The sequence below is a fragment of the Caloranaerobacter azorensis DSM 13643 genome (genome assembly GCF_900129995.1).
Lineage (GTDB): Bacteria > Bacillota > Clostridia > Tissierellales > Thermohalobacteraceae > Caloranaerobacter > Caloranaerobacter azorensis.
In genome coordinates, this window is sequence record NZ_FQXO01000008.1 from 13,196 (window position 1) to 35,723 (window position 22,528).

The following is a 22,528-nucleotide window of genomic DNA, read 5'->3' on the forward strand; positions in this document are numbered from 1 at the left end:
ATGTTAAAAGTGAATGAGATATTTTTAAGTATACAAGGAGAAGGTATTTCAACAGGATTACCTACTATTTTTGTAAGATTGACTGGATGTAACTTAAGATGTAGTTATTGTGATACAACTTATTCTTATAATTATGGTAATCATATGACTATTCAGCAGGTAATTAATAAAATTGAAAGTTATGGTTATAAAAGAGTATGTATAACTGGTGGAGAACCTCTTTTGCAAAAAGATATTATAAATTTATTAGAAAAGCTAACAGATTATGAAGTAAATATAGAGACAAATGGTTCAATAGATATAAGTAAGTATAAACTTATTGAAAAACATAGGTTTACTATGGATGTTAAAACCCCTACTTCAAATGAACATAGTAAAATGAGATTAAGTAATTTTGGCTATTTGAGAGACAATGATGAGATAAAGTTTGTAATAGGGACTTTTGAGGACTATAATTGGTCTAAAGAAATTATAAGAAAATATTACAATAAAGGTATTATTACATTTTCGCCAATCTATAACATGATTGAACCAAAGGAGATTGTTAATTGGATATTAAAAGATAAATTAGATGTCAGATTTCAGCTTCAATTGCATAAGATTATATGGAATCCAGATGAAAGAGGAGTATAAGACAAGGAGGATGTAATATGAAAAAAGCGGTTATATTGCTTTCTGGAGGATTAGATAGTACTACTTGTATGGGGATTGCTCAAAATGAAGGATATGAATTGTATCCTATTTCTTTTGACTATAAACAAAGGCACAGAAAAGAATTAGAAGCTGCAAAAAAAATAGCAGAGTATTATAATGTAAAAGAGCACAGGATTATTTCATTAGATAATGTAGGTGGTAGTGCTCTTACAGATAAAAATATAGATGTACCCGAGTATAAAGGTGATGGAGAAATTCCAGTTACTTATGTACCGGCTAGAAACATTTTATTTTTAAGCTATGCTTTAGGTTATGCTGAAGTAATAGGGGCAGAAGCGATATTTATAGGTGTAAGTTCGGTTGATTATAGTGGTTATCCTGATTGCAGACCTGAATTTATAGAGGCCTTTCAAAAAGTAGTCGATGTTGGTACGGCTGCAGGAGTTAAAGGTAAATCTATAAAGATAATTGCACCTCTTATAAATTTGTCAAAAGCAGAAACAATAAAACTCGGTACTAAGTATGGTGTTCCATATCATCTTACAACTAGCTGTTATAATGGAAAAGAAAAGGCTTGTGGAGTGTGTGATAGTTGTGTATTAAGATTAAAAGGATTTGCAGAAGCAGGAATAGAAGATCCAATAGAATATGAGAAGTAATTCATAAAGGAATATAATCATAACAATTATCCCCCTTTTATCATATATTGATTATATAATGATGAAGGGGGTTTTTGCATGATTTTAGTTACCGGTGCAGCGGGTTTTATAGGCAGTAATTTATGTGAATTGCTGTTGGAAAAAGGATATGAGGTTATAGGCATTGATAATTTTTATAATAATTACGAAAGATGGATTAAAGAATACCATTTGAAATATTGCCTAGGAAATCCGAATTTTATTTTTTTAGAGTATAATATTTTAGAACCAAATATAATGAAGCTCATCGAAGGATTAAAAATTGACTGTATTATTCATCTTGCTGATATACCGGGGGTAACTGCATGTAATGAAATTAATTTTGATGAATATATAAAATATAATATTGTTGCAACTCAAAGAATGTTAGATGCAATTAAGAATAAAGGAGTAAAAAAATTGATTTATGCTTCTTCTTCAACAGTTTATGGGGAAAATGAAGGTTTTCCGATGTCAGAATTACACAATCCTAGACCAATTTCTTTATATGGTGTTACTAAATTAGCTGGTGAAACTTTGTGCCATTATTATGGAAAAGTATATGATATAAGTGTATCTATATTAAGATTTTTTACAGTTTATGGACCTAGACAAAGACCTGATATGGCATTTCATAATTTCATAAAAAAAATTATAAATGGAGAAGAAATCTATATATATGGAGATGGGGAACAGAGACGAGATTTTATCTATGTAGAAGATATTTGTGAGATAATACTTAATTTACTAGAATTAGATTTAAAAAATGAAATATTAAATGTTGGTGGTGGCATTACTTTAAGTGTAAATGAATCCATTGAAATTATTGAAAAGTTATTAAATAAAAAGGCTGTAGTTAAATATATTGAGCCTATAATAGAAGAGCAAGTTATTACTTATGCTTCAGTTGAAAAATTGCAAGATATTATTACATTGAATAAAAAAACAGATATATATGAAGGATTGAAAAAGGAGATAGGTTATATTAAAAGTTTATACAACTTAAAAAAATAAAAATTATATTATATACTATTATTAAATGACGTTATTAGATAATAGTTAATGAAAAATGTCTAAATATGTATTTAAACAAATTTGTTTTATGTTGATTTTAAAGAATTATTAGGAGTGTGGTAGCTTGGATTTATTTACTTTAAATGCAGAAAATATATTGAAAAAACAGAGTCCGCTTGCAGAGAGAATGAGGCCTCGAACTTTAGAAGAATTTGTTGGACAAGAACATATTATAGGAAAAGGCAGATTGTTATATAGAGCTATTCAGGCTGATAAATTAACTTCTCTAATTTTACATGGACCACCTGGTACTGGTAAAACGACCCTTGCAAGAATCATAGCAAATACAACTAAATTATATTTTGAGCAGATTAATGCAGTAACTTCAGGTATTAAAGATATAAGGGAAGTAATTGAAAATTCAAAAGAAAGATTAGGTTTTCATAATAAAAGAACAATCTTATTTATCGATGAGATACATAGATTTAATAAATCACAACAAGATGCATTACTACCGTATGTTGAAAATGGTACAATTATTTTAATAGGAGCTACTACAGAAAATCCGTATTTTGAAGTTAATAAAGCTCTGCTATCTAGATCAATGGTGTTTAAGCTAGAACCATTAACTAAAGAACAAATAAAAGTAATTTTATTAAGAGCATTGAAAGATAAGGAGAGAGGATTAGGAAATTTAAATATTGAAATAAAAAAGGATGCATTAGAGCATATAATTAATACGGCTAATGGGGATTCAAGAATTGCACTTAATGCATTGGAATTAGCAGTTTTAACTACTTCTGCTAGCGAAGACGGAATAATACATATTACATTAGATATAGTTGAAGATTGTATTCAAAAAAGAGCTGTTAAATATGATAAAAATGGTGATGAACATTATGATACAATATCGGCCTTTATAAAAAGTATGAGAGGTTCAGATCCAGATGCAGCACTCTATTGGTTAGCTAAAATGCTACATGCTGGAGAGGATCCAAAATTTATTGCAAGAAGAATTATAATTTGTGCTTCAGAAGATGTAGGAAACGCTGATCCAAATGCATTAACTGTAGCTGTAGCTGCTTTTAAGGCATTAGATTTCATAGGAATGCCAGAAGGTAAGATACCTTTAGCACAAGCTGTAACCTATATAGCGGCTGCTCCTAAAAGTAATGCAAGTTATCTAGGAATAAAAAAGGCTTTAGCAGATGTGGAATTGATAGACGGACAAGTTCCACAGCATTTAAGAGATTTTACATCTAAGAGATTAGAAGAAGAAAAACTTAATATAAGCAGTCAATATAAATATCCTCATAATTATAAAAATTCATATGTAAGTCAGCAGTATTTGCCAAATGATTTAATAGGGAAAAAATATTATGTTCCTACTGAAAATGGGTATGAAAAAATAATTAAGAAGAGGTTGGAAGATCTTCGAAATAATAAATGATTTAAACAAGTAATGTTATGAGGTGCGTGCAGTGTATGGAGTATACAGTAATTACAAATAAAAAGAAATTAACTATATTTGTAGTAATTTTACTTATATTTTTTATAATTATACCTATTTTTTTGAATATTTTTATCGTTTATAAACATACGTTAAATGTAATCAAAAAAGAAAAAATAAAATCTATGGAACAGCTAATTATAAAGACATTTGAATCTTTGCAATTAACTATAGATGATATTGAAAATAGTGTAACCGAATTTGCTACTTCTATGGGATTGAGAAAATCACTACAGGAGTATTATAATCTAAAGCCCAAATATCAACATAGTATTGATGTGTATATTGAGAAAAAACTTAATGAAATCTCAAAGGATAATCCATATATTAGTAGAATTGTATGTATTACGGAAGATGACAGAATATATACGAATGGAATTGTTAGATTAGATATAAACAATTTTAAGTTAAGTCAGGTTTATTCTGAAATAAACTTAAATACAAATGATATGTTATGGGATTATGATTTTACAGGTCAGAAACTTAATTCTAATTTAGAAAATATATTTTATATTGTGCATAAAATAAAAGATGTAAACAACGAATCTGTATTAGGATATTTGATAGCATATATTGATTTAGATAGATTTAAAAATAAGTATACAAATATAAAAATAGCAGAAACAGGTGAGATTTATATAATAAATAATGATTTGAAGCCTATTATCAGTAAACCTAATTATAAAGTACCTAAAGAAAAATTAAAGGATATACAAAAGGCTGAAACATTAGTAATAAATACCATAAATATAGAAGATGAAAATTTTGTTATTAGTTTAATGCCCATATCAGAATTTAAAGGATACTTAATTGGAGTTGTTCCGTTGGAAGAATTATACTGTTCAACTAAAAAAGCGTTAAAAGGAAGCAATATATTTTTAAGCGTCATAGGAATTATATTATTTCTATGGATACTTATCGTTATCTATATTATTTCTAAATTGGTTTCGGAGAAAGAAATGACAAAATATAGACTTTATTTGTCAGAAGAGATGAATGAAAAATTGAGAATGTATAAGCACGATTTTATGAATCACTTACAGATTATACAAGGGTTATTGGAACTAAAAAAACCAGATAGAGCTTACGAGTATTTAAATAACGTATCAAAGGAAGGTAAACTTATTAAACAAAATTGTGCAATTGGAATTCCAGAGCTAGAAGCAGCTATATTTACGACGATTTCAAAAGCCAAAGAGTATGGTATAGATATAAAAATAGAGTCTCAGGAATTACCAGAAGAATTGCCAGTAAATTTATATGATTTAATAAAGATTTTGGTTAATTTAATAAAGAATGCTGTATATGCTCTTGAGAATGCACAGGGCAATTATAAACAACTTGTTATCAGGATATTTAGTGAATTAGATGAAATAGTTTTTGAAGTTAGTAATAACATTCCCATAATTCCTATGGAAATCAGAGATAGAATTTTTGAAAAAGGCTTTTCAAGCGATAATAAAGAAGAAAAGGGCTTAGGATTATATATAGTTAAGCAGTTAGTTAACAAAAATGGTGGGCACATAGAATTGAAGGTAGATGAAAAAGGAAATCACTTTCTCGTTTATTTTCCTATGTTGAAAAATTAATAACTATAGTTTAGTTATGAATAATGTAATAGCTGAGGAACGTTTAAACCCTCAGCTATTATATTATTCAATTTTTTCAATATAAGATTTATAATCTTCAATTTTTCCTATTTTAATACATAGCTTTTTAAAATATTCATCTGTAATTTTCCACGTATGAGCACTGGTTTTCCCATGTCTTATATAAACATAATTATACTTATCATGAGAGTAAATTTTAAAACCTTTTTTGATGCAGTCCTTGCAAAAATTAACGTCTTCTCCTAAAGTAATATTTCTAAACTTTACTTTATTAAAGACATCCTTTTTTATTATCATAGTTGGTCCTTCAATTCTTGTGAGGTAGCGATTTTCTTTTCTAGGATTTCTAATAGCTAATGTTTTACTAGCTTCAAAATAGACAAAAGTTGTAGATTTTCCAACTATATCTGCATTCGTTTTTAATAGAGCCATAATTGAACTGTTGAGGTAATAAGGAGAATAGTAGTCGTCATCATCAAATTTTGCTATGATTTCATGTTTGCAGTTATTTACTGCAAAATTTAAGCATTCTCCAAGACTTATGTTTTCATCAAGTTGATATATACTTATGTTTTGAAAATCGGAAGCTTTTAGTTTCCACTTGTTAATATCCATTATATTTTTATTTAAGATTATAATTAATTCTTTTACTCTATAGAGTTGTCTATTAAAATTTTCGAAAATATTATTCATATAATTTGGCCTGTTAGTACATGTTATGACAGATACCCCAATGTTAATCGATTCATCAAAAAGACCCATAAAATACACCTCATTTGACTGAAATTTATTATATTTTTACCATTCATAAAGTAGTAACATAATCTATAACTTTAAATATACTAGTATTATATAGAATAAAATCTTCATTAAATAAAGTAAGGGGGAATAATTACGAAAAGGAAATACTTCAAAAATGATAAATATTATATAGCAGTTTTTGATACAAAAAATAATGCAATTCAGTTATATTATATTTTAGAAAAAAAAGGCATAAATAAGTTTCAACTTATTTCGACTCCTTGCCAACTTAGTTTTGGTTGTAGTTATTCAATCAAGTTTAATAACATAGAAGATTTTGAAATACTTAATAGAGAAGCAGTCAAGTATAAAAAGCATATTTGCAAAGTATATAGAGTAGAAAGAATTAATGGTAAAAAGCAAATTAAACAGGTTAAAGGTATTATTTAAAAAATTCTTTTAATTTATTAATTAAATTTTTTTTAGGTGTGTTTTTAATTATATTTTTTAAATCATTTATTTCTGATTCTAAATTTTCTATATAAAGTAGGTTTTCTTCATATTTTTCATTTATAGATTTTATTATCTGTGATATATCCTGATTTTCCTTTTTGTATTCGGTTACTAGATCATTTAAATTATCTAATCTAGTTAAAATTGAATCTAAATCGTTTTTATTTGATTTTATCTTATTTTCTAAATTTTTCGTATTATTTAACAATAGTGTTTCTATTTCTTTTTTTATTAAGTCAATATTATATGTTTTTGAAAAAATGTCTTTTATTTGTTGATTTGTATTATTGACAAATTCTTCTATGTTATTATCTTCAACACTACAGGATTTATCTGCAGTATCAATTGCAATTGACTTTTCAGGTTTATTTATAATTTTATTTTTCTGTTCTATTGTGTCTAGATTTAATCTAGAAATTTTTATATCATTATTTGTAGAGTTTTTTGTATCCAATGTAATCGTATTAAGGTATTTACAATATAATTCTATGGTATCAGTAATTTTGGCATATATATGATTAATTTTTATTTTACTTTTTTCGTTATGATTATTAGATGTATATCTGTAATATTTCCAGTCTTGATTTCCAAAATTATTTAAAGACGTGTCATTTACCCATGAAGAACCGAAGTCTTTAGAAAATAAGCCTTTAATTGAATCATTTTGTTTGTATAATATACGCAGAAGACCAAAATCTTCATAGATTACAGGATGTGTATATGTGCTGCGAGATAAAGGTAATTCAACAGATTTCCATTTACCTTTCTGATTGGTAATCACTGGACGTTGTTTATAAACAAAGCGTAAATTGCTATTATCGAGTTTAGACCAGACTAAATGTATTATATTTCTATTATCAACGAAAATATAAGGGTGAAGGTTATCTACTGATATATCAGATACTCTTATAGGATATTTTGACCAACTTTTTAAGAAAGAACTATAATGTGTGTAATATATTTGTTGGGTTCTACTTTCTACATTTTTATAAATCAGATGAATATTTCCGAGTTTATCGAAGTCTATATAATATGGACTCATATATTTTCCGGGTGTAATGCTTATTACATTTTTCTTTTCCCAAGACTGTTTATTTCCAATAATATGTTGAATAGTCCAAACAGTAGAATTAATAATATTGCTGAATGCATAGAAAATGTGTATTTCATCTTTTATTACTTTAAGATAGAAATAATCGTATCTATTAGATTTTACATCGAGTGTTGTAAGATGTTTTTTTGATAATTTATTTTTAAAGTAAATATAGTATATGATATTTCCTGTTTTTGTGATACAAATTATGTGTATTTTATCATTATTATCGATGTCTACAGAATAATCTATGATGTCTAGGTTTATAAGTTCTTTAGATTCTAAAATTTTCCTGTTTTTGTCATATGTATTACTAAAAATAGCATTGTTTTTATAAAAAATGTTGTAATAAATACCAGTTGAAGTTCTAACTATAAAGCTTTCTTTAGAATGTAAACTCATAACATTCACCCCACAAAAAATTTATAAAAATATGCACCAAAGTTGCTATATTTCATAATATGAAAGTAAAGATGAATTTATTAAATTAATTATTTAGAGGGGTGAAAATATATGACAAATGGATTTGATCCAAGTCCTGGTGATCCAATAATGGAAAATGATCTAAGTTATATTACAGAAACAGTATGCATAATAGCTGATAAGGTATATGCTCATTGTCAGCAAAGAGAATGTTTCCCTGAAGTAGAAGTAGATTTAGAAGGGGGAAAATTCAAAAGCATCAGATTTAAACCAGGTTTTATTGTAGATGGAACTTTGATTGTAACAGAATTACCAAACAGACCTAATTTTAAAAGAGTAAGATTTACTTTAAGAATACCATATGAAATAACTAGAACTGATGGAACTGTAATAGAAGGATTTTTACCTGATATACTTAAAGATATAGTAATGTTTATTCCACCTGCAAGAGATGAGTTTGAGTTTAGAATTGTAGTTGAAACAAGATCACAGGTATTAGATACACCAACTGAACTTGACGGATTATTGAAGTTTGCTGTTGGTACTTTCTTAATCATCAAAGTAGTTGGTAGAGTACAATTGTTAATACCAGCATTCGGATTCTGTCCTGAACCACCAGAATGTGAAGAATTTAATCAAGAAGAAGACATTTGTAAACAATTTGATTATGAACCATTCCCAGATTTCTTCCCACCACAATTTGAAGATCTATTCCCAGAAACAGAATGATTTGTCTAAAAGAGGTGCAAATAGCACCTTCTTTTTTTAGTTCAAATAACTGCATAATATATTAATAAAAAAGAGAAAAAATTGAATGTTGACAGATTTAGTAGGGTATAATATACTTAATATAGAATTCCAAGTGAATCACTAGGGATTATAAAGAGGTGATATAAATATGAAGTTATCTACAAAAGGAAGATATGGTTTAAAAGCCATGTTTGAATTAGCTAAGAGATATGGCGAAGGGCCGATACCCTTAAAAAGTATTGCTGATAGTCAAGATATATCAGAAAATTATTTAGAACAGCTTATTTCTGTTTTGAAAAAAGAGGGTATTGTAAATAGTGTACGAGGAGCACAAGGAGGATATTTATTAGCATCACCTCCTAAAGATATAACGGTTGGCAGGATTTTAAGAGCTTTGGAAGGGAACTTGGCTCCCACTGATTGTGTTATTAAGGATGAGGCTTTTAAATGTGATAAAGAAGATTTTTGTGTAACAAAAACTATTTGGGTTAAAATAAGAGACAGCATAAATGATGTAATTGACTCAGTAACTTTACAAGACATGGTTGATGAGCATTATAAGATGAATAAAAATAAAGGTTATATGTATTATATATAAAAATTTTTTTAATAAAGTTAAAGTAGATTTTGTTTATATTTATCTAGATTAAAAAAGTATTTTTTATGTTAAAATAAAATGGAATTTATTCGTTTATGGGAGGTTTTTTTATGGAGAGATATGTATATATGGATTATGCTGCTACTACTCCAGTTAAAAAGGAAGTTTTAGAAGAGATGATGCCATATTTTACAGAGAAATATGGCAATCCATCAAGTATATACAGAATAGGTAGAGAATCTAGGGCAGCAATTGATGAAGCTAGAGAAAGAGTAGCTAAAATAATAGAGGCTAAACCCAAAGAAATTTATTTTACGAGTGGAGGTTCAGAATCTGACAACTGGGCTATAAAAGGAGTTGCATTTGCTAATAGAGATAAGGGGAATCATATTATAACTAGTAAGATTGAACATCATGCAGTGTTACATGCTTGTGAATACCTAGAAAAACATGGTTTTGAAGTTACTTATTTAGATGTAGACGAATATGGCATAGTGGATTTAGAGCAGCTTAAAAATGCTATAACAGATAAGACTATTTTAATTACTATTATGTTTGCTAATAATGAAATTGGGACTATACAGCCGATTCAGGAAATAGGTAAAATAGCAAGAGAAAAGGGAGTTTATTTCCATACTGATGCAGTTCAAGCTATTGGCAATGTTGAGATCGATGTTAATAAGCTCAATATAGATTTACTTTCTATGTCAGCACATAAATTTTATGGGCCTAAGGGAGTTGGTGTATTATATATTAGAGAAGGTGTTAAAATTCATCCTTATATACATGGTGGTGCTCAAGAGAAAAACAGAAGAGCTGGTACTGAAAATGTTGCAGGGATAGTAGGATTAGCAAAGGCGTTAGAATTAGCTTATGAAAATTTAGAAGAACATAATAAAAAATTAGTTTATTTAAGAGATAAACTCATTAAAGAAGTTACTAATAAGATTGATTATGTAAGAGTAAATGGGCATCCAGAAAAAAGACTACCGGGAAATGTAAATTTTTCTATAGAATTTGTTGAAGGTGAAGCTCTATTATTGAGTTTAGATATGATGGGAATAGCTGCATCTAGTGGTTCCGCATGTACTTCTGGTTCTTTGGATCCGTCTCATGTATTACTTGCAATAGGATTACCTCATGAAATAGCACATGGGTCACTAAGATTTACATTAGGAGATTTTAATACGGAAGAAGATGTGGATTATGTAGTTGAGAGTTTAGTTAAGATTGTAGAAAGATTAAGAGAGATGTCGCCATTATATGAAAATGTAAAGGAGGGTAAATAATGTATTCAGAAAAGGTCATGGATCATTTTATGAATCCTAGAAATGTAGGTGAAATTGAAGATGCAGATGGAGTTGGTCAAGTAGGGAATCCTAAATGTGGTGATATAATGAAAATATACCTAAAAATAGAAGATGGTATCATAGTAGATGTTAAATTTAAAACATTCGGCTGTGGTTCTGCAATTGCTTCTTCAAGTATGGCTACTGAATTAATCAAAGGGAAAAGCATTGAGGAAGCAGTTAAATTAACAAATAAGGCTGTAGCTGAAGCTTTAGATGGGCTTCCTCCTGTGAAAATGCACTGTTCAGTTTTAGCCGAACAAGCAATTAAAGCAGCTCTTTTAGATTATGCTAAGAAAAATAATGTAACAATAGAGGGATTAGAAGATTTCAATCCTGATGAAGACCCACATGAACACTAAAAAAGCTACTGCTAAACAGTAGCTTTTTTCAAAGTTCATAAAAAGTTTAATAAATTGTATACTTTGAAAAATTGAAGCAAAATATATATTATATATAAAATAGATAGAGGTGGATTATGGAAAAAAAGAGAGTTGTAATAGGTATGAGTGGTGGTGTTGATAGTTCAGTTGCAGCATATTTACTTAAAGAAATGGGTTATGAAGTAATAGGAGTTACAATGCAGATTTGGCAGGAAAAAGACCATAATGTTATAGAAAAAGAAGGAGGATGTTGTTCACTTTCAGCAGTTGAAGATGCTAGAAGGGTTGCTAATTATTTAGGTATACCTTATTATGTTATGAATTTTAAAGATGTCTTTAAAGAAAAAGTTATAAATTATTTTATAGACGAATATGGTAAAGGAAGAACACCAAATCCTTGTATAGCTTGTAATAGATTTGTTAAATTTGAAGAATTATTAAGAAGAGCTAAATCACTCGGTGCAGATTATGTTGCAACTGGGCATTATGCTAAAATCGTATACGATGAAGAAATAGGCAGGTATTTATTAAAACGTTCGGAAGCAGTAAGTAAGGATCAAACTTACGTGCTATATAATTTAACACAAGATCAGTTAAAACATATATTGATGCCTTTAGGTAATATTGGAGATAAGGAAAAAGTTAGAGAAATAGCAAGAGAATTAGGTTTAATTGTGGCTGAAAAACCAGAAAGCCAGGAGATTTGCTTTATTGAAGACAATGATTATGGTAAGTTTATAAGGGAAAATGCTGATTATGAAATTAAACCGGGATATTTTGTAGATACTGATGGAAATATTTTAGGCAAGCATAAAGGAATAACACATTATACAATTGGACAGAGAAAGGGTTTAGGGCTAGCACTTGGAAAACCAGTTTATGTCGTACACATTGATCCTGAAAAAAATATAGTGGTTGTCGGTGATGCTGAAAAAGTTTTTGGCACTGAACTTATTGCAAATGATTTAAATTTTATACCATTTGAAAAATTAACGAAACCATTAAAAGTTAAGGCGAAAATTCGATATACTGCAAAAGAAACAGATGCTACTGTATATCCTATTGAAGAAGATAAAGTTAAAGTTGTATTTGACGCACCTGTTAGAGCTATAACCCCGGGACAATCTATTGTATTTTATGATGGTGACATTGTTGTTGGTGGTGGAACAATTTTAAAGAAAATATTATAATTAAATTGTGGAATAATAAATATATAAGAAATAAAACTATAAAGTGAGGTTTTTTTAGTGAAAAAAGCCAGTGAAATAGTTGGATTACCTGTAATGAGCAAAACTTCTGGAAAGAAAATAGCTGTTATAAAAGATTTAGTTTTTTCGAGAAAGAAGTTTAGAATTCTGGCTTTGATGACACATGAAGGTAGTGTTTTTAAAGAAGCAAAAATAATAAAATATAAAAATGTAATAAGTGTTGGGAAAGATGCTATTATAGTTGATAAAGAAAATGTTATTGAATCTGCAGCAAATATACCTGATATTTTTCAATTAATAAAGGAAAGAGAAAAAATAATAGGTGAGGATGTAATAACAGAATCTGGAGAAAATATAGGGATAATAAAGGATATAATAATAGATGAAGGCAGTGGAAAAGTATTAGGTTTTATATTATCCGATGGTTTAATCCAAGATATTATGGATGGTAGAAATGTACTGCCTTATATATATGGAATTACATTTGGTAAAGATGCTATGATAATTTCGGATGAAATTAAAACAGAGTTTGACAAAAATAAAGAATACTTCAAAAAACTTCTAGAATTAGAGCAGTAAAAGAGTAATAAACTAATTATAAATGATATAAGGGAGTGTATAAAATGAAAAGTAGATTTGTAAAAGGAGTTATTGCTGGAAGCATAATAGGTGCAACAGCAGGAGTATATGCTGCAAGTAGAATGACTCCTAGGCAAAGAAAGAGGCTAATGAGGACAGGTAAAAAAATGCTTTTTACTATGATGGATAATATGGGGTGGTTTTAAATAAGGCAGCTTTGCTGCCTTTATATATGAGGAGGTTATCATGCGGAATTTAGTTAATTTTATTATTTATTTACGAGAGATTTTTATTGTCTGTTTACTGGGATTTATAATTTATTTTTTAGTTAATATCGGGAATAAATATGTAGAAACTAATAAACGGATTTCAATTTCAAAAAAGAAAATTATTAAAATCGTAACGACTTTGCTAATAGTTTTGTTTGTCTACATAATTGGTAAAATCACTAAAAATGTAACCGGATTATTTACTCCATTTATTTTATCAATAGGATTATCATATCTTTTAAATCCTATGGTTAATAGTTTGGAAAAAAGAAAGGTGCCGCGGGCTTTAGGTGTACTTATAGTATATTTGATTTTAATAGGATTTATACTTATTATTTCTTTTTCTATTTTTCCTAAACTCATAAATGAATTTAAAAAATTAATAGATGTTTTACCTAACTATTTTAATGATGCCTATGAGTTTTTTAATGAAATCTATATAAGTTATTCGAAAAATATTGCAAATTTACCACCCGGGTTACAAGGTATAAACGAAGTAGTAAAGTCGAATCTTGATAAAATACAGGTTACATTATTAAATTCCTTGAAAAACTTTACAAATTCTATTATGCATATTTTTTCAAAGGCAGTTAGTTTTATTTTAATTCCGATTTTAACTTTTTATTTTCTAAAAGATAAAGATTATTTTAAGAAAAAAATAATTATGATTATTCCGAAGGTATATAGACAAGATGTTTTATATGTATTCAGGGAGATTGATGTGGTATTAGGGAAATTTATTAGAGGACAACTTATAGTTGCAGTTTTTGTCGGGGTGGCTACAACTATTGGATTATTAATGTTAGGTATTGATTTTGCATTAATAATAGGAATAATAGCAGGGATAGCTAATGTTATACCATATTTTGGGCCTATAATAGGAATAATACCTGCACTTGTATTTGCATTAATGGAAAGTCCTTTAAAAGCTTTGTGGGTTATTATTTTATTTACTGCGATTCAGCAATTTGAAAGTGGAATAATTTCTCCTAAAATTGTAGGTGAAAGCGTAGGATTACATCCTGTAGTAGTAATTTTTTCATTATTAATTGGAGGAAGTTATTTTGGAATATGGGGACTTTTACTAGCAGTTCCTATTACAGCGATATTAAAGATAGTAATAAACTTTATAATTAATAAACTTATTAGATTATAGGCTATATTGACAAGAATAGATATTTTATTTATAATCCTTATTGAAGAAAATATTGTTAACAACGATGATAGGGAGTAGTAGGTATTACGAGTCTTATAGAGAGAATACCCATGGCTGGAAGGTATTTAGACGAGTGTACTGAAGCAGCCCTTAAGTTGAGGCTTTGAAATTAGAGTAGGAGTCTACGGTTATTCCGTTATCATATTTGAGCGACTTTATAGTAAGTAGGGTGGTACCGCGGGTTTTTCTCTCGTCCCTAATTCAAGGGGCGAGTTTTTTTATAATCAGAAAATAAATACTATATAAAAATATAATATAAAATTTAAAGAAAGGGTGAACTAAATGAAAAAGTTAAGTTTACACGAAGTACGTAGCGAATTTTTAAATTTTTTTAAGGAGAAGGAACATCTTATAGTTCCAAGCTACTCATTAATCCCTAAAAATGATAGAAGTTTATTACTCATAAATGCGGGAATGGCACCATTAAAGCCATATTTTGTAGGGAAAGAAGAACCGCCAAGAAAAAGAATGGCAACTTGTCAAAAATGTGTCAGAACTGGCGACATAGAAAATGTTGGAAAAACCGACAGACATGCGACTTTTTTTGAAATGCTAGGGAATTTTTCGTTTGGAGATTATTTCAAAGAAGAAGCTATTAAATGGGCATGGGAATTTATAACTAAAAGGCTGCAAATATGTGAAGATAAATTGTGGGTGTCGGTTTATTATGAAGATGATGAAGCTTTTGAAATATGGAATAAGGTTATAGGTATTGATAGTAATAGGATAATTAGATTAGGTAAAGAGGATAATTTCTGGGAATTAGAAATTGGTCCTTGTGGCCCTTGCTCTGAAATCTATGTAGATAGAGGGGAAAAGTACGGTTGTGGTAAAGATGATTGTAAACCGGGATGTGATTGTGATAGATATGTAGAAGTTTGGAATTTAGTATTTTCACAATTTGATAAAGATGAGAATGGTAATTATAAAGATTTACCAAATCCTAATATAGATACTGGTATGGGACTTGAGAGAATAACAGCAGTACTTCAAGGAGCAAATAATATTTTTGAAATTGAACCGATTAAAAGTATATTGAATAAAGTAGAGGAAATAAGTGGTGTAGTTTATGGAAAGGATTATAAGAAAGATACTTCAATAAGGGTAATTACTGATCATATAAGGGCTATCACTTTCTTGGTAGGAGATGGTGTGTTACCAAGCAATGAAGGAAGAGGTTATGTTTTAAGAAGATTGATTAGAAGAGCGGCTCGTCATGGGAAATTGTTAGGAATAAATGAAAAGTTCTTGAGTAGATTGTCTAATATAGTTATTGAAAATTGGAAAGAGGTTTATCCAGAATTAGAAGAAAGACAGGTTCAGATTAAAAGCGTAATTGATATAGAAGAAGATAAATTTAATGAAACGATTGATCAAGGTATTAATATTTTAAGAGAATATATAGAAAAGATTAAAAGTAGAGGAGAAACTAAATTAGACGGCGAAAGTGCATTCAAATTATATGACACATATGGTTTTCCATTAGATTTGACTAGGGAAATACTAGAAGAAGAGGGTCTAACAGTAGATGAGTTAGGTTTTAACAGAGAAATGGATAAACAGCGAGAAAGAGCTAGAAAAGCAAGAGCAGAAAAAGATAGTCAAGCTTGGGATATAGATATAGAAGGGTTTGATATTGATAAAGGAAAAACTATTTTTAAAGGATATAATAATATTAGACTAGAGACAGAAATATTGAATATTATTAAAGATAATAAAGTAGTCAAAAAACTTGAAAAAGGACAAGAGGGTATTTTAGTTCTAAAAGAGACGCCTTTTTATCCTGAAAGCGGAGGACAGGTTGGAGATAAAGGTAGATTGTTAAACAGTAATTTTGAATGTGAAGTTTTCGATACCAAGAAAGGTAATAAAGGTGTTATTCTTCATAAAGTAATTGTAAAGAATGGAGAAGTTTCAGAAGGGGATAAAGTAGAGGCTATTGTAGATGAGAAAAAGAGATTAGATGCAGCAAGAAATCATTCTGCTACACATCTTTTACACAGAGCTTTAAAAGATATTGTAGGCGAACATGTAAATCAAGCCGGTTCTTTAGTGGAACCTGATAGATTGAGATTTGATTTTACGCATTTTGAAGGATTAAATAAAGATACACTTGAAAAAATAGAAAAATTAGTTAATGAAAAGATATTACAATCATTAAATGTAGAAACTTTTGAAGTTTCTTTAGATGAAGCTATAAAAATGGGAGCAGTAGCTTTATTTGGTGAAAAATATGGTGAAAAAGTTAGAGTTGTAAAAATGGGAGATTATTCTCTAGAATTATGTGGTGGTACTCATATTAGTAATACAAGTCAAATTGGTATGTTTAAAATTGTAAGTGAAAGTGGAGTAGCATCTGGTATAAGGAGAATAGAGGCAATTACAGGTATAAAAGTTTTTGAATATCTAAATAATATGGAGAAGAAAATAAATTCATTAGCGGAACTGCTTAAAACAAATAAAAAAGAAATTTTAGACAAGACAAAGGCTCTAATTGATCAAAATAAATTATTAGAAAAAGAGATTGATAATTTAAAGTCTAAAATAGCGAGTTCAAAAGTAGATGATATTATTAGCGAAAAAGTTGAAATTGATGGATTGAATTTGATAGTTAAAAGAATAGATGATATGGGTATAAATGAATTAAGACAATTGGGGGATAGAATTAGAGATAAAATGGGCTCTGTTTTAGTTGTTTTAGGTTCAGTTAAAAATGATAAAATTTCATTTGTCGCTATGGCTACAAAAGATTTGGTTTCAAAAGGTATACATGCAGGAAATATAATTAGAGAGGTAGCTAAAGAGACTGGTGGTGGCGGAGGTGGCAGACCTGATATGGCCCAAGCCGGTGGGAAAGATGTATCTAAAATAGATATTGCTTTATCAAAAGTTGTAGATATAATAAAAGGACAGTTATAATAATTTTTAGCCATATTTTCCTGACCCTTATGGGTCAGGTCCAGACTATTGATGAACTTATATTTATGAAAATGAAATCGAATGCTTGAAAGAATTTAGTTAAAAAACTAGGTGAAAATTTTTAAGAAAATTCGTAGGTTTGACAGGATGTCAAACCAGCATCCTACAAGACAGGAGGTCTTGATTAGGTGCGTTAGGATTTTCTAAAAATTTGAACCTTTAGTTTTTTCTAAATTCGTCTGCATGAGCGTTATTTTCATAAAATATTTCACTTTGTCAACAAGCTCTCCTGACCCTTATGGGTCAGGTTTTCACAATATTAATTATAAATTTAAAGGAATATGTATATAATTGTAGAATATATGATATAAATAAAAGGGAGGGATTGTTGTGAAAGATATGATGAATCAGACTATGAAATTTAATGTAGAAAAAGAAAATGTTACCGAAGCTAGAAAGATAATTATAAGTGTATATAATGCTTTAAAAGAAAAAGGCTATAATCCAATAAATCAAATGGTAGGTTATATTCTTTCTGGAGATCCAACTTATATTACAAGTCATAAAAATGCAAGGACTTTAATTAGAAAACTAGAAAGAGACGAATTATTAGAAGAATTGCTAAAAAACTATTTGGAAAACTAAAAGTGGAGCGATTGCTTTGTTTAAAACACTAAAGAAGAATTTGTTTAGAATTTTAATTATGATTATTATACTAATAATAAGCGGAAAAAGTTTTTGTATTTCTGAATCTAATAATAGAAAAAAAGTGATTATGATAATTTTAAACAGATTAACATTTGAAGATTTAGAATATATGGACAACCTGCAAGCTTTAATTGAAGATGGAAGTATAGGAGTAATGAACACAAGAGGTTTGTATGGATATAAAGGTGCAGAGTCCTATGCAACGATTAATGCATCTGGAAGAGCTAATGCAACATATCTGAACTCAAAGAGCTATAATTTGAATAATAATATATCTAAAATTTATAAAAGAAGATTAGGAATCATACCAGATAGATATCAAATTGTTAATACTGAGGTTGTAAAGCTTAATAAGTTAAATAACAAGAATAGATTTAATGCTAAAATTGGAGCGTTAGGTTACGCTTTACATAAAGAGGGTTTAAAAACAGCAGTATTTGGGAATTCAGATACTGCTGATAATATTATTAGGACAAATTGTCTAATAGCTATTGATTTTAGAGGGTTTATAGATTATGGGAATGTAGATAATATTTTAATTAAAGATGATTTATACCCATATGGAATACGTACCGATTATGAAAAAATATTAATAGAGTTGAAGAATTTAAAAAATAATGCTTCATTAATAGTCATCGAAACAGGCGATTTAGATAGGCTTTATTTTTGTAGAGATAACCTAACAGATATAATGTATTTCTTACATAGAGAAAGAATATTGAAGAAAGCAGATGAGTTTATAGAAAATTTAGTAAATAGTATTGATAGAAATTCGACAAGACTTATAGTAATAAGTCCAAATATGGGAGACGATAAGATAGAAAGTGCTAGTGAGTTGACACCTTTAATATTTTGGGGAGATGGAATATCTAAAGGAATTTTATTTTCAGAAACTACAAAGAAGAATGGTATTGTATCTAATATAGATATTGCACCTTCAATTACAAAATATTTAGATGTTGATTATAAAGGTTTTACTGGAGCTGACATCAAATTTAAAAGACATAGTAATAATCTAACATTTATTAAGCAATTAAGTTATAAAATTAAATTTGTTTCGAATATTAGAAAACAGTTTTTAAAAATATATGTAATCAGTGAAATGATTTTTATTATAACTGTAACTTTTGTTTTATTATTTAAAAAGCTATTAACAAAGAGATTATTGTTTTTTATCAAATTAATACTTATGTTAATAATCATTATACCTCTTGTTTTTTTAATCGTATCAAGTTACAATATAATGGATACTTGGGAATATATAAAACATATCATCATAATATCTTTTTCAATATTAGCATTGACTTTGGTTTTCAATTCTGAAAATAGATTACAATTTATTGGTGCATTAACATGTGTGACTATTCTAATAGATCTTTTTACAAATTGTGAATTAACTAAAATGTCTATTATTGGATATGATCCGATAATAGGGGCTAGATATTATGGATTAGGCAATGAGTTAGTAGGTATTCTAATTTTTTCATTATTTACTATGCTTACTTTTATATTAAAAAATAAACCGAAAAAACTGTTTTTATATATGCTACTTATTTTTAATATATATCTTTTAATAAGTTCAAATTTTGGGGCGAATCTAGGTGGAGGGCTGACTTTAGCATTCATATTTATTTATATAATATTTGATGATTTTTTTAAAGCTAAAAAGAATCATTTTAATATAAATATATTAAAAGTGCTGTTGATATTATTATCTATTGTTTCTATAATTATAGTTATTGATATTATATTAAGTAATAGTACGACGCATATAAGCGATTTTATTGGTAGAATGTTGTCTGGAGACATTAATTATATTTACAATGTAATAGTTAGAAAGTTATTGATGAATGTCAAATTATTTAAAGTATCTATTTGGGGAGAATCACTCCGAACAAATATTATATTGTTTGCGATTTTATTAATAACTCAAAAAAATATTGTAAAGAAGATTTTATTTAAAAATAAAAATATAACTTTTGGGTTTAAATGTTCTATAATTAGTGCAATTTTTGGGTTGCTTTTAAATGATTCTGGTGTTGTTATGGCAGCTTTAATACTTCTATTAAACGTAACTGCTTTGACTTACCTAATAATATCAGCATTGGAGATGTGTTGTAATGGAATACAGAAATCTTGGGAAGACTAATATTAAAGTATCAAGAATATGTTTCGGTTCTTTAACGATGGGGCCGCTTCAGGCTAATTTACCAATAGAGACAGGTGCTAATATAATAAAATATGCTTATGAGCGTGGAATTAATTTTCTAGATACGGCTGAATTATATGATAATTATGAATATATTAAAGAAGCACTAAAAACTATACCGAGAGAAAAATATATTATAGCAACAAAATCTTATTCTTATTCAGAGGAAACAGCAGAAAAAAGCCTTTTGAATGCATTACAAAAATTAGAAACAGATTATATCGATATTTTTTTATTACATGAGCAAGAAAGTGAACATACAATTAGAGGCCATTATGAAGCAATTGAATATTTTTTAAAGGCTAAAGAGAAAGGATTGATAAGAGCCTTTGGAATTTCAACGCATAGAGTAAGTGCGGTATTGGATTCGTTAAAATTTAAAGAGATTGAAGTTATACATCCAATAATTAATAAGTTTGGTTTAGGAATACAAGATGGAAGTTCAGAAGAAATGATTGATGCTATAAGAAAGGCATATGAAAAAGGTATTGGTATATATGGGATGAAGCCTCTAGGGGGCGGACATTTAATAAATAGAGTAGAAGAAGCCTTTGAGTATGTCAAAAATATACCATATCTTCATTCGATAGCTATAGGAATGCAATCGATTGATGAAGTCGATGCCAATATTAGTTTGTTAGAAAAAGGGAATATACCAAAGTATCTAAAAGAAAGATTAGGCAAGAAGACTAGAAGGCTTATAGTCCAGGATTGGTGTATAGGATGCGGAAAATGTGTTAAGACATGCAAACATGGAGGAATTGAAATTGTAGAAGGTAAAGCTAGAGCAGTTACAGATAAATGTATTTTTTGTGGGTATTGTGCAGCAGTATGCCCAGAATTTTGTATAAAAGTAATATAGTTGGAGGTGTTTATGAAGAGAATATTAGGACTTGATGTTGGTGATAAAACTATTGGAGTAGCAGTTAGCGATCCTCTATGTTTAACGGCACAGGGCGTAAAAACAATTAAGAGGAAAAGTATTAAAAGTGATTTAAATGAATTAGAAGAAATCATTAATAATTATGAAGTTAATGAAATAGTAATTGGGTTACCTAAAAACATGAATAATTCATTAGGTCCCCAAAGTGAAAAAGTTATTAAGTTTGCAGAAAGGGTAAAGGAAAGATTTAAAATTAATATAGTGTTTGAGGATGAAAGGTTGACAACTGTAATTGCTGAAAAGGCGTTAATTAATGCCGATGTAAGCAGAAAAAAAAGAAAAAACGTTATAGACAAATTAGCAGCTGTTTTTATTTTACAATCTTATTTAGATAAAATAGATAGGAAGGTGATAAAATGACAGATAGACACGAGACAATAACACTTATTGACGACGAGGGCAATGAGATAGAATTTGAGGTAATAGCTACATTTGATATTGAAGAAAGAGAGTATGCAGTATTACTTCCTGTTAATGAGGAGGAAGACGAAGCGTATATATTAAAGATTGAATATGATGAGGATGGTAATATGATTTTGGTAAATATAGAGGATAAATCGGAGTTTGATGATGCTGCGGCTGTATATGAAGCTATTATAGATGAAATAATTTAAAAATATATTAAAATATTGAAATTTTGAATTAACATATTTGTTGACTTTTCCATAATATAGTTATAGACTAATATATAGAATAAGAAAAGCAGGTGAAGTGATGGAAAATTTGGTAGAAAGTTTAAAAGAACAGCTCAAGGAAAAAGGATATAAATTGACAACACAAAGAAGGATTATACTTGATGTAATATTAGAAAATCAGGGCAAACATTTAAGTCCAGAAGAGATATATGAAAAAGTTAGAGGAAAATTTCCTGAAATAGGTTTAGCTACTGTTTACAGAACTTTACAATTATTTGAGGAATTAAATATAATTTATAAATTGAATTTTAATGATGGTTGTAGTAGATATGAGTTGAATACCAATAATGGGGATCACCAGCATCATCATTTAATCTGTTTAAATTGTGGGAAAGTTATAGAAGTTCAATTAGATCTTTTAGAGGCGTTAGAAGAAGAAATTGAGAAGAGCAGGGAGTTTAAGATTGTAGATCATAACTTGAAATTTTTTGGGTACTGTAAAGATTGTAAAAAATAAATCCCATAGA

General features: G+C 28.5%; 23 protein-coding genes and 1 other annotated feature. Of the genes, 21 read left to right on the plus strand and 2 right to left on the minus strand.

All coding sequences use genetic code 11. The features are described from left to right. The 5 genes from BUB51_RS01640 to BUB51_RS01660 all read left to right on the plus strand — a co-directional run bounded on the left by BUB51_RS01640 (window position 1) and on the right by BUB51_RS01660 (window position 5,444). Window positions 1-633 carry a radical SAM protein gene (locus BUB51_RS01640; protein ID WP_073194911.1) on the plus strand — a complete coding sequence of 211 codons (633 nt, stop codon included), beginning with the start codon at window positions 1-3 and terminating at the stop codon, window positions 631-633. 17 nt (window positions 634-650) lie between these two features. Next, window positions 651-1,313: a 7-cyano-7-deazaguanine synthase QueC gene (gene queC / locus BUB51_RS01645; RefSeq protein WP_073194913.1), complete on the plus strand. Its 663-nt coding sequence runs from the start codon at window positions 651-653 to the stop codon at window positions 1,311-1,313. A 78-nt stretch (window positions 1,314-1,391) separates the two neighbouring features. Next, the gene (locus BUB51_RS01650; protein ID WP_035161277.1) at window positions 1,392-2,345 is read left to right on the plus strand and encodes an NAD-dependent epimerase/dehydratase family protein; all 954 of its coding nucleotides are present in this window, start codon (window positions 1,392-1,394) and stop codon (window positions 2,343-2,345) included. 124 nt (window positions 2,346-2,469) lie between these two features. After that, complete coding sequence (locus BUB51_RS01655) at window positions 2,470-3,795, plus strand: AAA family ATPase (RefSeq protein ID WP_073194915.1); 1,326 nt, start codon at window positions 2,470-2,472, stop codon at window positions 3,793-3,795. A gap of 35 nt (window positions 3,796-3,830) precedes the next feature. Beyond that, window positions 3,831-5,444: a Spo0B domain-containing protein gene (locus tag BUB51_RS01660; RefSeq protein WP_073194916.1), complete on the plus strand. Its 1,614-nt coding sequence runs from the start codon at window positions 3,831-3,833 to the stop codon at window positions 5,442-5,444. Window positions 5,445-5,507: 63 nt separating this feature from the next. On the opposite strand, the gene BUB51_RS01665 is transcribed toward BUB51_RS01660, so the two are convergent. Continuing rightward, the gene (locus BUB51_RS01665; RefSeq protein ID WP_073194918.1) at window positions 5,508-6,227 is read right to left on the minus strand and encodes a glycosyltransferase family 2 protein; all 720 of its coding nucleotides are present in this window, start codon (window positions 6,225-6,227) and stop codon (window positions 5,508-5,510) included. 168 nt (window positions 6,228-6,395) lie between these two features. On the opposite strand from BUB51_RS01665, the gene BUB51_RS13660 reads away from it, so the two are divergent. After that, window positions 6,396-6,656, plus strand: coding sequence for a putative Se/S carrier protein (locus tag BUB51_RS13660; protein ID WP_423230302.1), 261 nt, complete (start codon window positions 6,396-6,398; stop codon window positions 6,654-6,656). Here BUB51_RS13660 and BUB51_RS01675 read toward each other — a convergent pair. Continuing rightward, the gene (locus tag BUB51_RS01675) at window positions 6,649-8,214 is read right to left on the minus strand and encodes a hypothetical protein (RefSeq protein WP_073194919.1); all 1,566 of its coding nucleotides are present in this window, start codon (window positions 8,212-8,214) and stop codon (window positions 6,649-6,651) included. The genes BUB51_RS13660 and BUB51_RS01675 overlap by 8 nt on opposite strands. 111 nt (window positions 8,215-8,325) lie before the next feature. Between BUB51_RS01675 and BUB51_RS01680 the strand changes: the two genes are divergently transcribed. The 15 genes from BUB51_RS01680 to BUB51_RS01745 all read left to right on the plus strand — a co-directional run bounded on the left by BUB51_RS01680 (window position 8,326) and on the right by BUB51_RS01745 (window position 22,518). Further along, the gene (locus BUB51_RS01680) at window positions 8,326-8,964 is read left to right on the plus strand and encodes a hypothetical protein (protein WP_073194921.1); all 639 of its coding nucleotides are present in this window, start codon (window positions 8,326-8,328) and stop codon (window positions 8,962-8,964) included. 169 nt (window positions 8,965-9,133) lie between these two features. After that, window positions 9,134-9,583: an RrF2 family transcriptional regulator gene (locus tag BUB51_RS01685; protein WP_073194923.1), complete on the plus strand. Its 450-nt coding sequence runs from the start codon at window positions 9,134-9,136 to the stop codon at window positions 9,581-9,583. A 110-nt stretch (window positions 9,584-9,693) separates the two neighbouring features. Continuing rightward, window positions 9,694-10,872 carry a cysteine desulfurase NifS gene (gene nifS, locus BUB51_RS01690; RefSeq protein WP_073194924.1) on the plus strand — a complete coding sequence of 393 codons (1,179 nt, stop codon included), beginning with the start codon at window positions 9,694-9,696 and terminating at the stop codon, window positions 10,870-10,872. After that, complete coding sequence (gene nifU, locus BUB51_RS01695; protein WP_035161262.1) at window positions 10,872-11,294, plus strand: Fe-S cluster assembly scaffold protein NifU; 423 nt, start codon at window positions 10,872-10,874, stop codon at window positions 11,292-11,294. The genes nifS and nifU overlap by 1 nt, the downstream gene beginning before the upstream one ends. Window positions 11,295-11,410: 116 nt before the next feature. Continuing rightward, window positions 11,411-12,505: a tRNA 2-thiouridine(34) synthase MnmA gene (gene mnmA / locus BUB51_RS01700; protein ID WP_073194926.1), complete on the plus strand. Its 1,095-nt coding sequence runs from the start codon at window positions 11,411-11,413 to the stop codon at window positions 12,503-12,505. A gap of 57 nt (window positions 12,506-12,562) precedes the next feature. Continuing rightward, a complete protein-coding gene (locus BUB51_RS01705; RefSeq protein WP_073194928.1) occupies window positions 12,563-13,102 on the plus strand; it encodes a PRC-barrel domain-containing protein in 540 nt (179 codons plus the stop codon). A gap of 44 nt (window positions 13,103-13,146) precedes the next feature. Continuing rightward, window positions 13,147-13,308, plus strand: coding sequence for a YtxH domain-containing protein (locus BUB51_RS12825; protein ID WP_143153537.1), 162 nt, complete (start codon window positions 13,147-13,149; stop codon window positions 13,306-13,308). Between the two features lie 40 nt (window positions 13,309-13,348). Continuing rightward, the gene (locus tag BUB51_RS01710; protein ID WP_073194930.1) at window positions 13,349-14,527 is read left to right on the plus strand and encodes an AI-2E family transporter; all 1,179 of its coding nucleotides are present in this window, start codon (window positions 13,349-13,351) and stop codon (window positions 14,525-14,527) included. A gap of 55 nt (window positions 14,528-14,582) precedes the next feature. Next, window positions 14,583-14,788, plus strand: a binding site (T-box leader). 81 nt (window positions 14,789-14,869) lie between these two features. Then, window positions 14,870-17,506, plus strand: a complete 2,637-nt coding sequence (alaS, locus tag BUB51_RS01715) for an alanine--tRNA ligase (protein ID WP_073194932.1) — start codon at window positions 14,870-14,872, stop codon at window positions 17,504-17,506. A gap of 414 nt (window positions 17,507-17,920) precedes the next feature. Further along, window positions 17,921-18,151, plus strand: a complete 231-nt coding sequence (locus BUB51_RS01720) for an IreB family regulatory phosphoprotein (RefSeq protein ID WP_431188439.1) — start codon at window positions 17,921-17,923, stop codon at window positions 18,149-18,151. Between the two features lie 16 nt (window positions 18,152-18,167). Continuing rightward, the gene (locus tag BUB51_RS01725) at window positions 18,168-20,363 is read left to right on the plus strand and encodes a hypothetical protein (RefSeq protein WP_073194933.1); all 2,196 of its coding nucleotides are present in this window, start codon (window positions 18,168-18,170) and stop codon (window positions 20,361-20,363) included. Continuing rightward, window positions 20,335-21,285 carry an aldo/keto reductase gene (locus BUB51_RS01730; RefSeq protein ID WP_073194935.1) on the plus strand — a complete coding sequence of 317 codons (951 nt, stop codon included), beginning with the start codon at window positions 20,335-20,337 and terminating at the stop codon, window positions 21,283-21,285. Before BUB51_RS01725 ends, BUB51_RS01730 begins: the two co-directional genes overlap by 29 nt. Before the next feature lie 12 nt (window positions 21,286-21,297). Then, on the plus strand, window positions 21,298-21,726 hold the full coding sequence (ruvX, locus tag BUB51_RS01735; protein WP_073194936.1) for a Holliday junction resolvase RuvX: 429 nt from the start codon (window positions 21,298-21,300) through the stop codon (window positions 21,724-21,726). Continuing rightward, entirely contained in the window at window positions 21,723-21,980 is a 258-nt protein-coding gene (locus BUB51_RS01740) for a DUF1292 domain-containing protein (protein WP_073194938.1), read from the plus strand. Before ruvX ends, BUB51_RS01740 begins: the two co-directional genes overlap by 4 nt. Before the next feature lie 100 nt (window positions 21,981-22,080). Next, complete coding sequence (locus BUB51_RS01745; RefSeq protein ID WP_035161243.1) at window positions 22,081-22,518, plus strand: Fur family transcriptional regulator; 438 nt, start codon at window positions 22,081-22,083, stop codon at window positions 22,516-22,518. The last annotated feature ends 10 nt before the right edge of the window (window positions 22,519-22,528 follow it).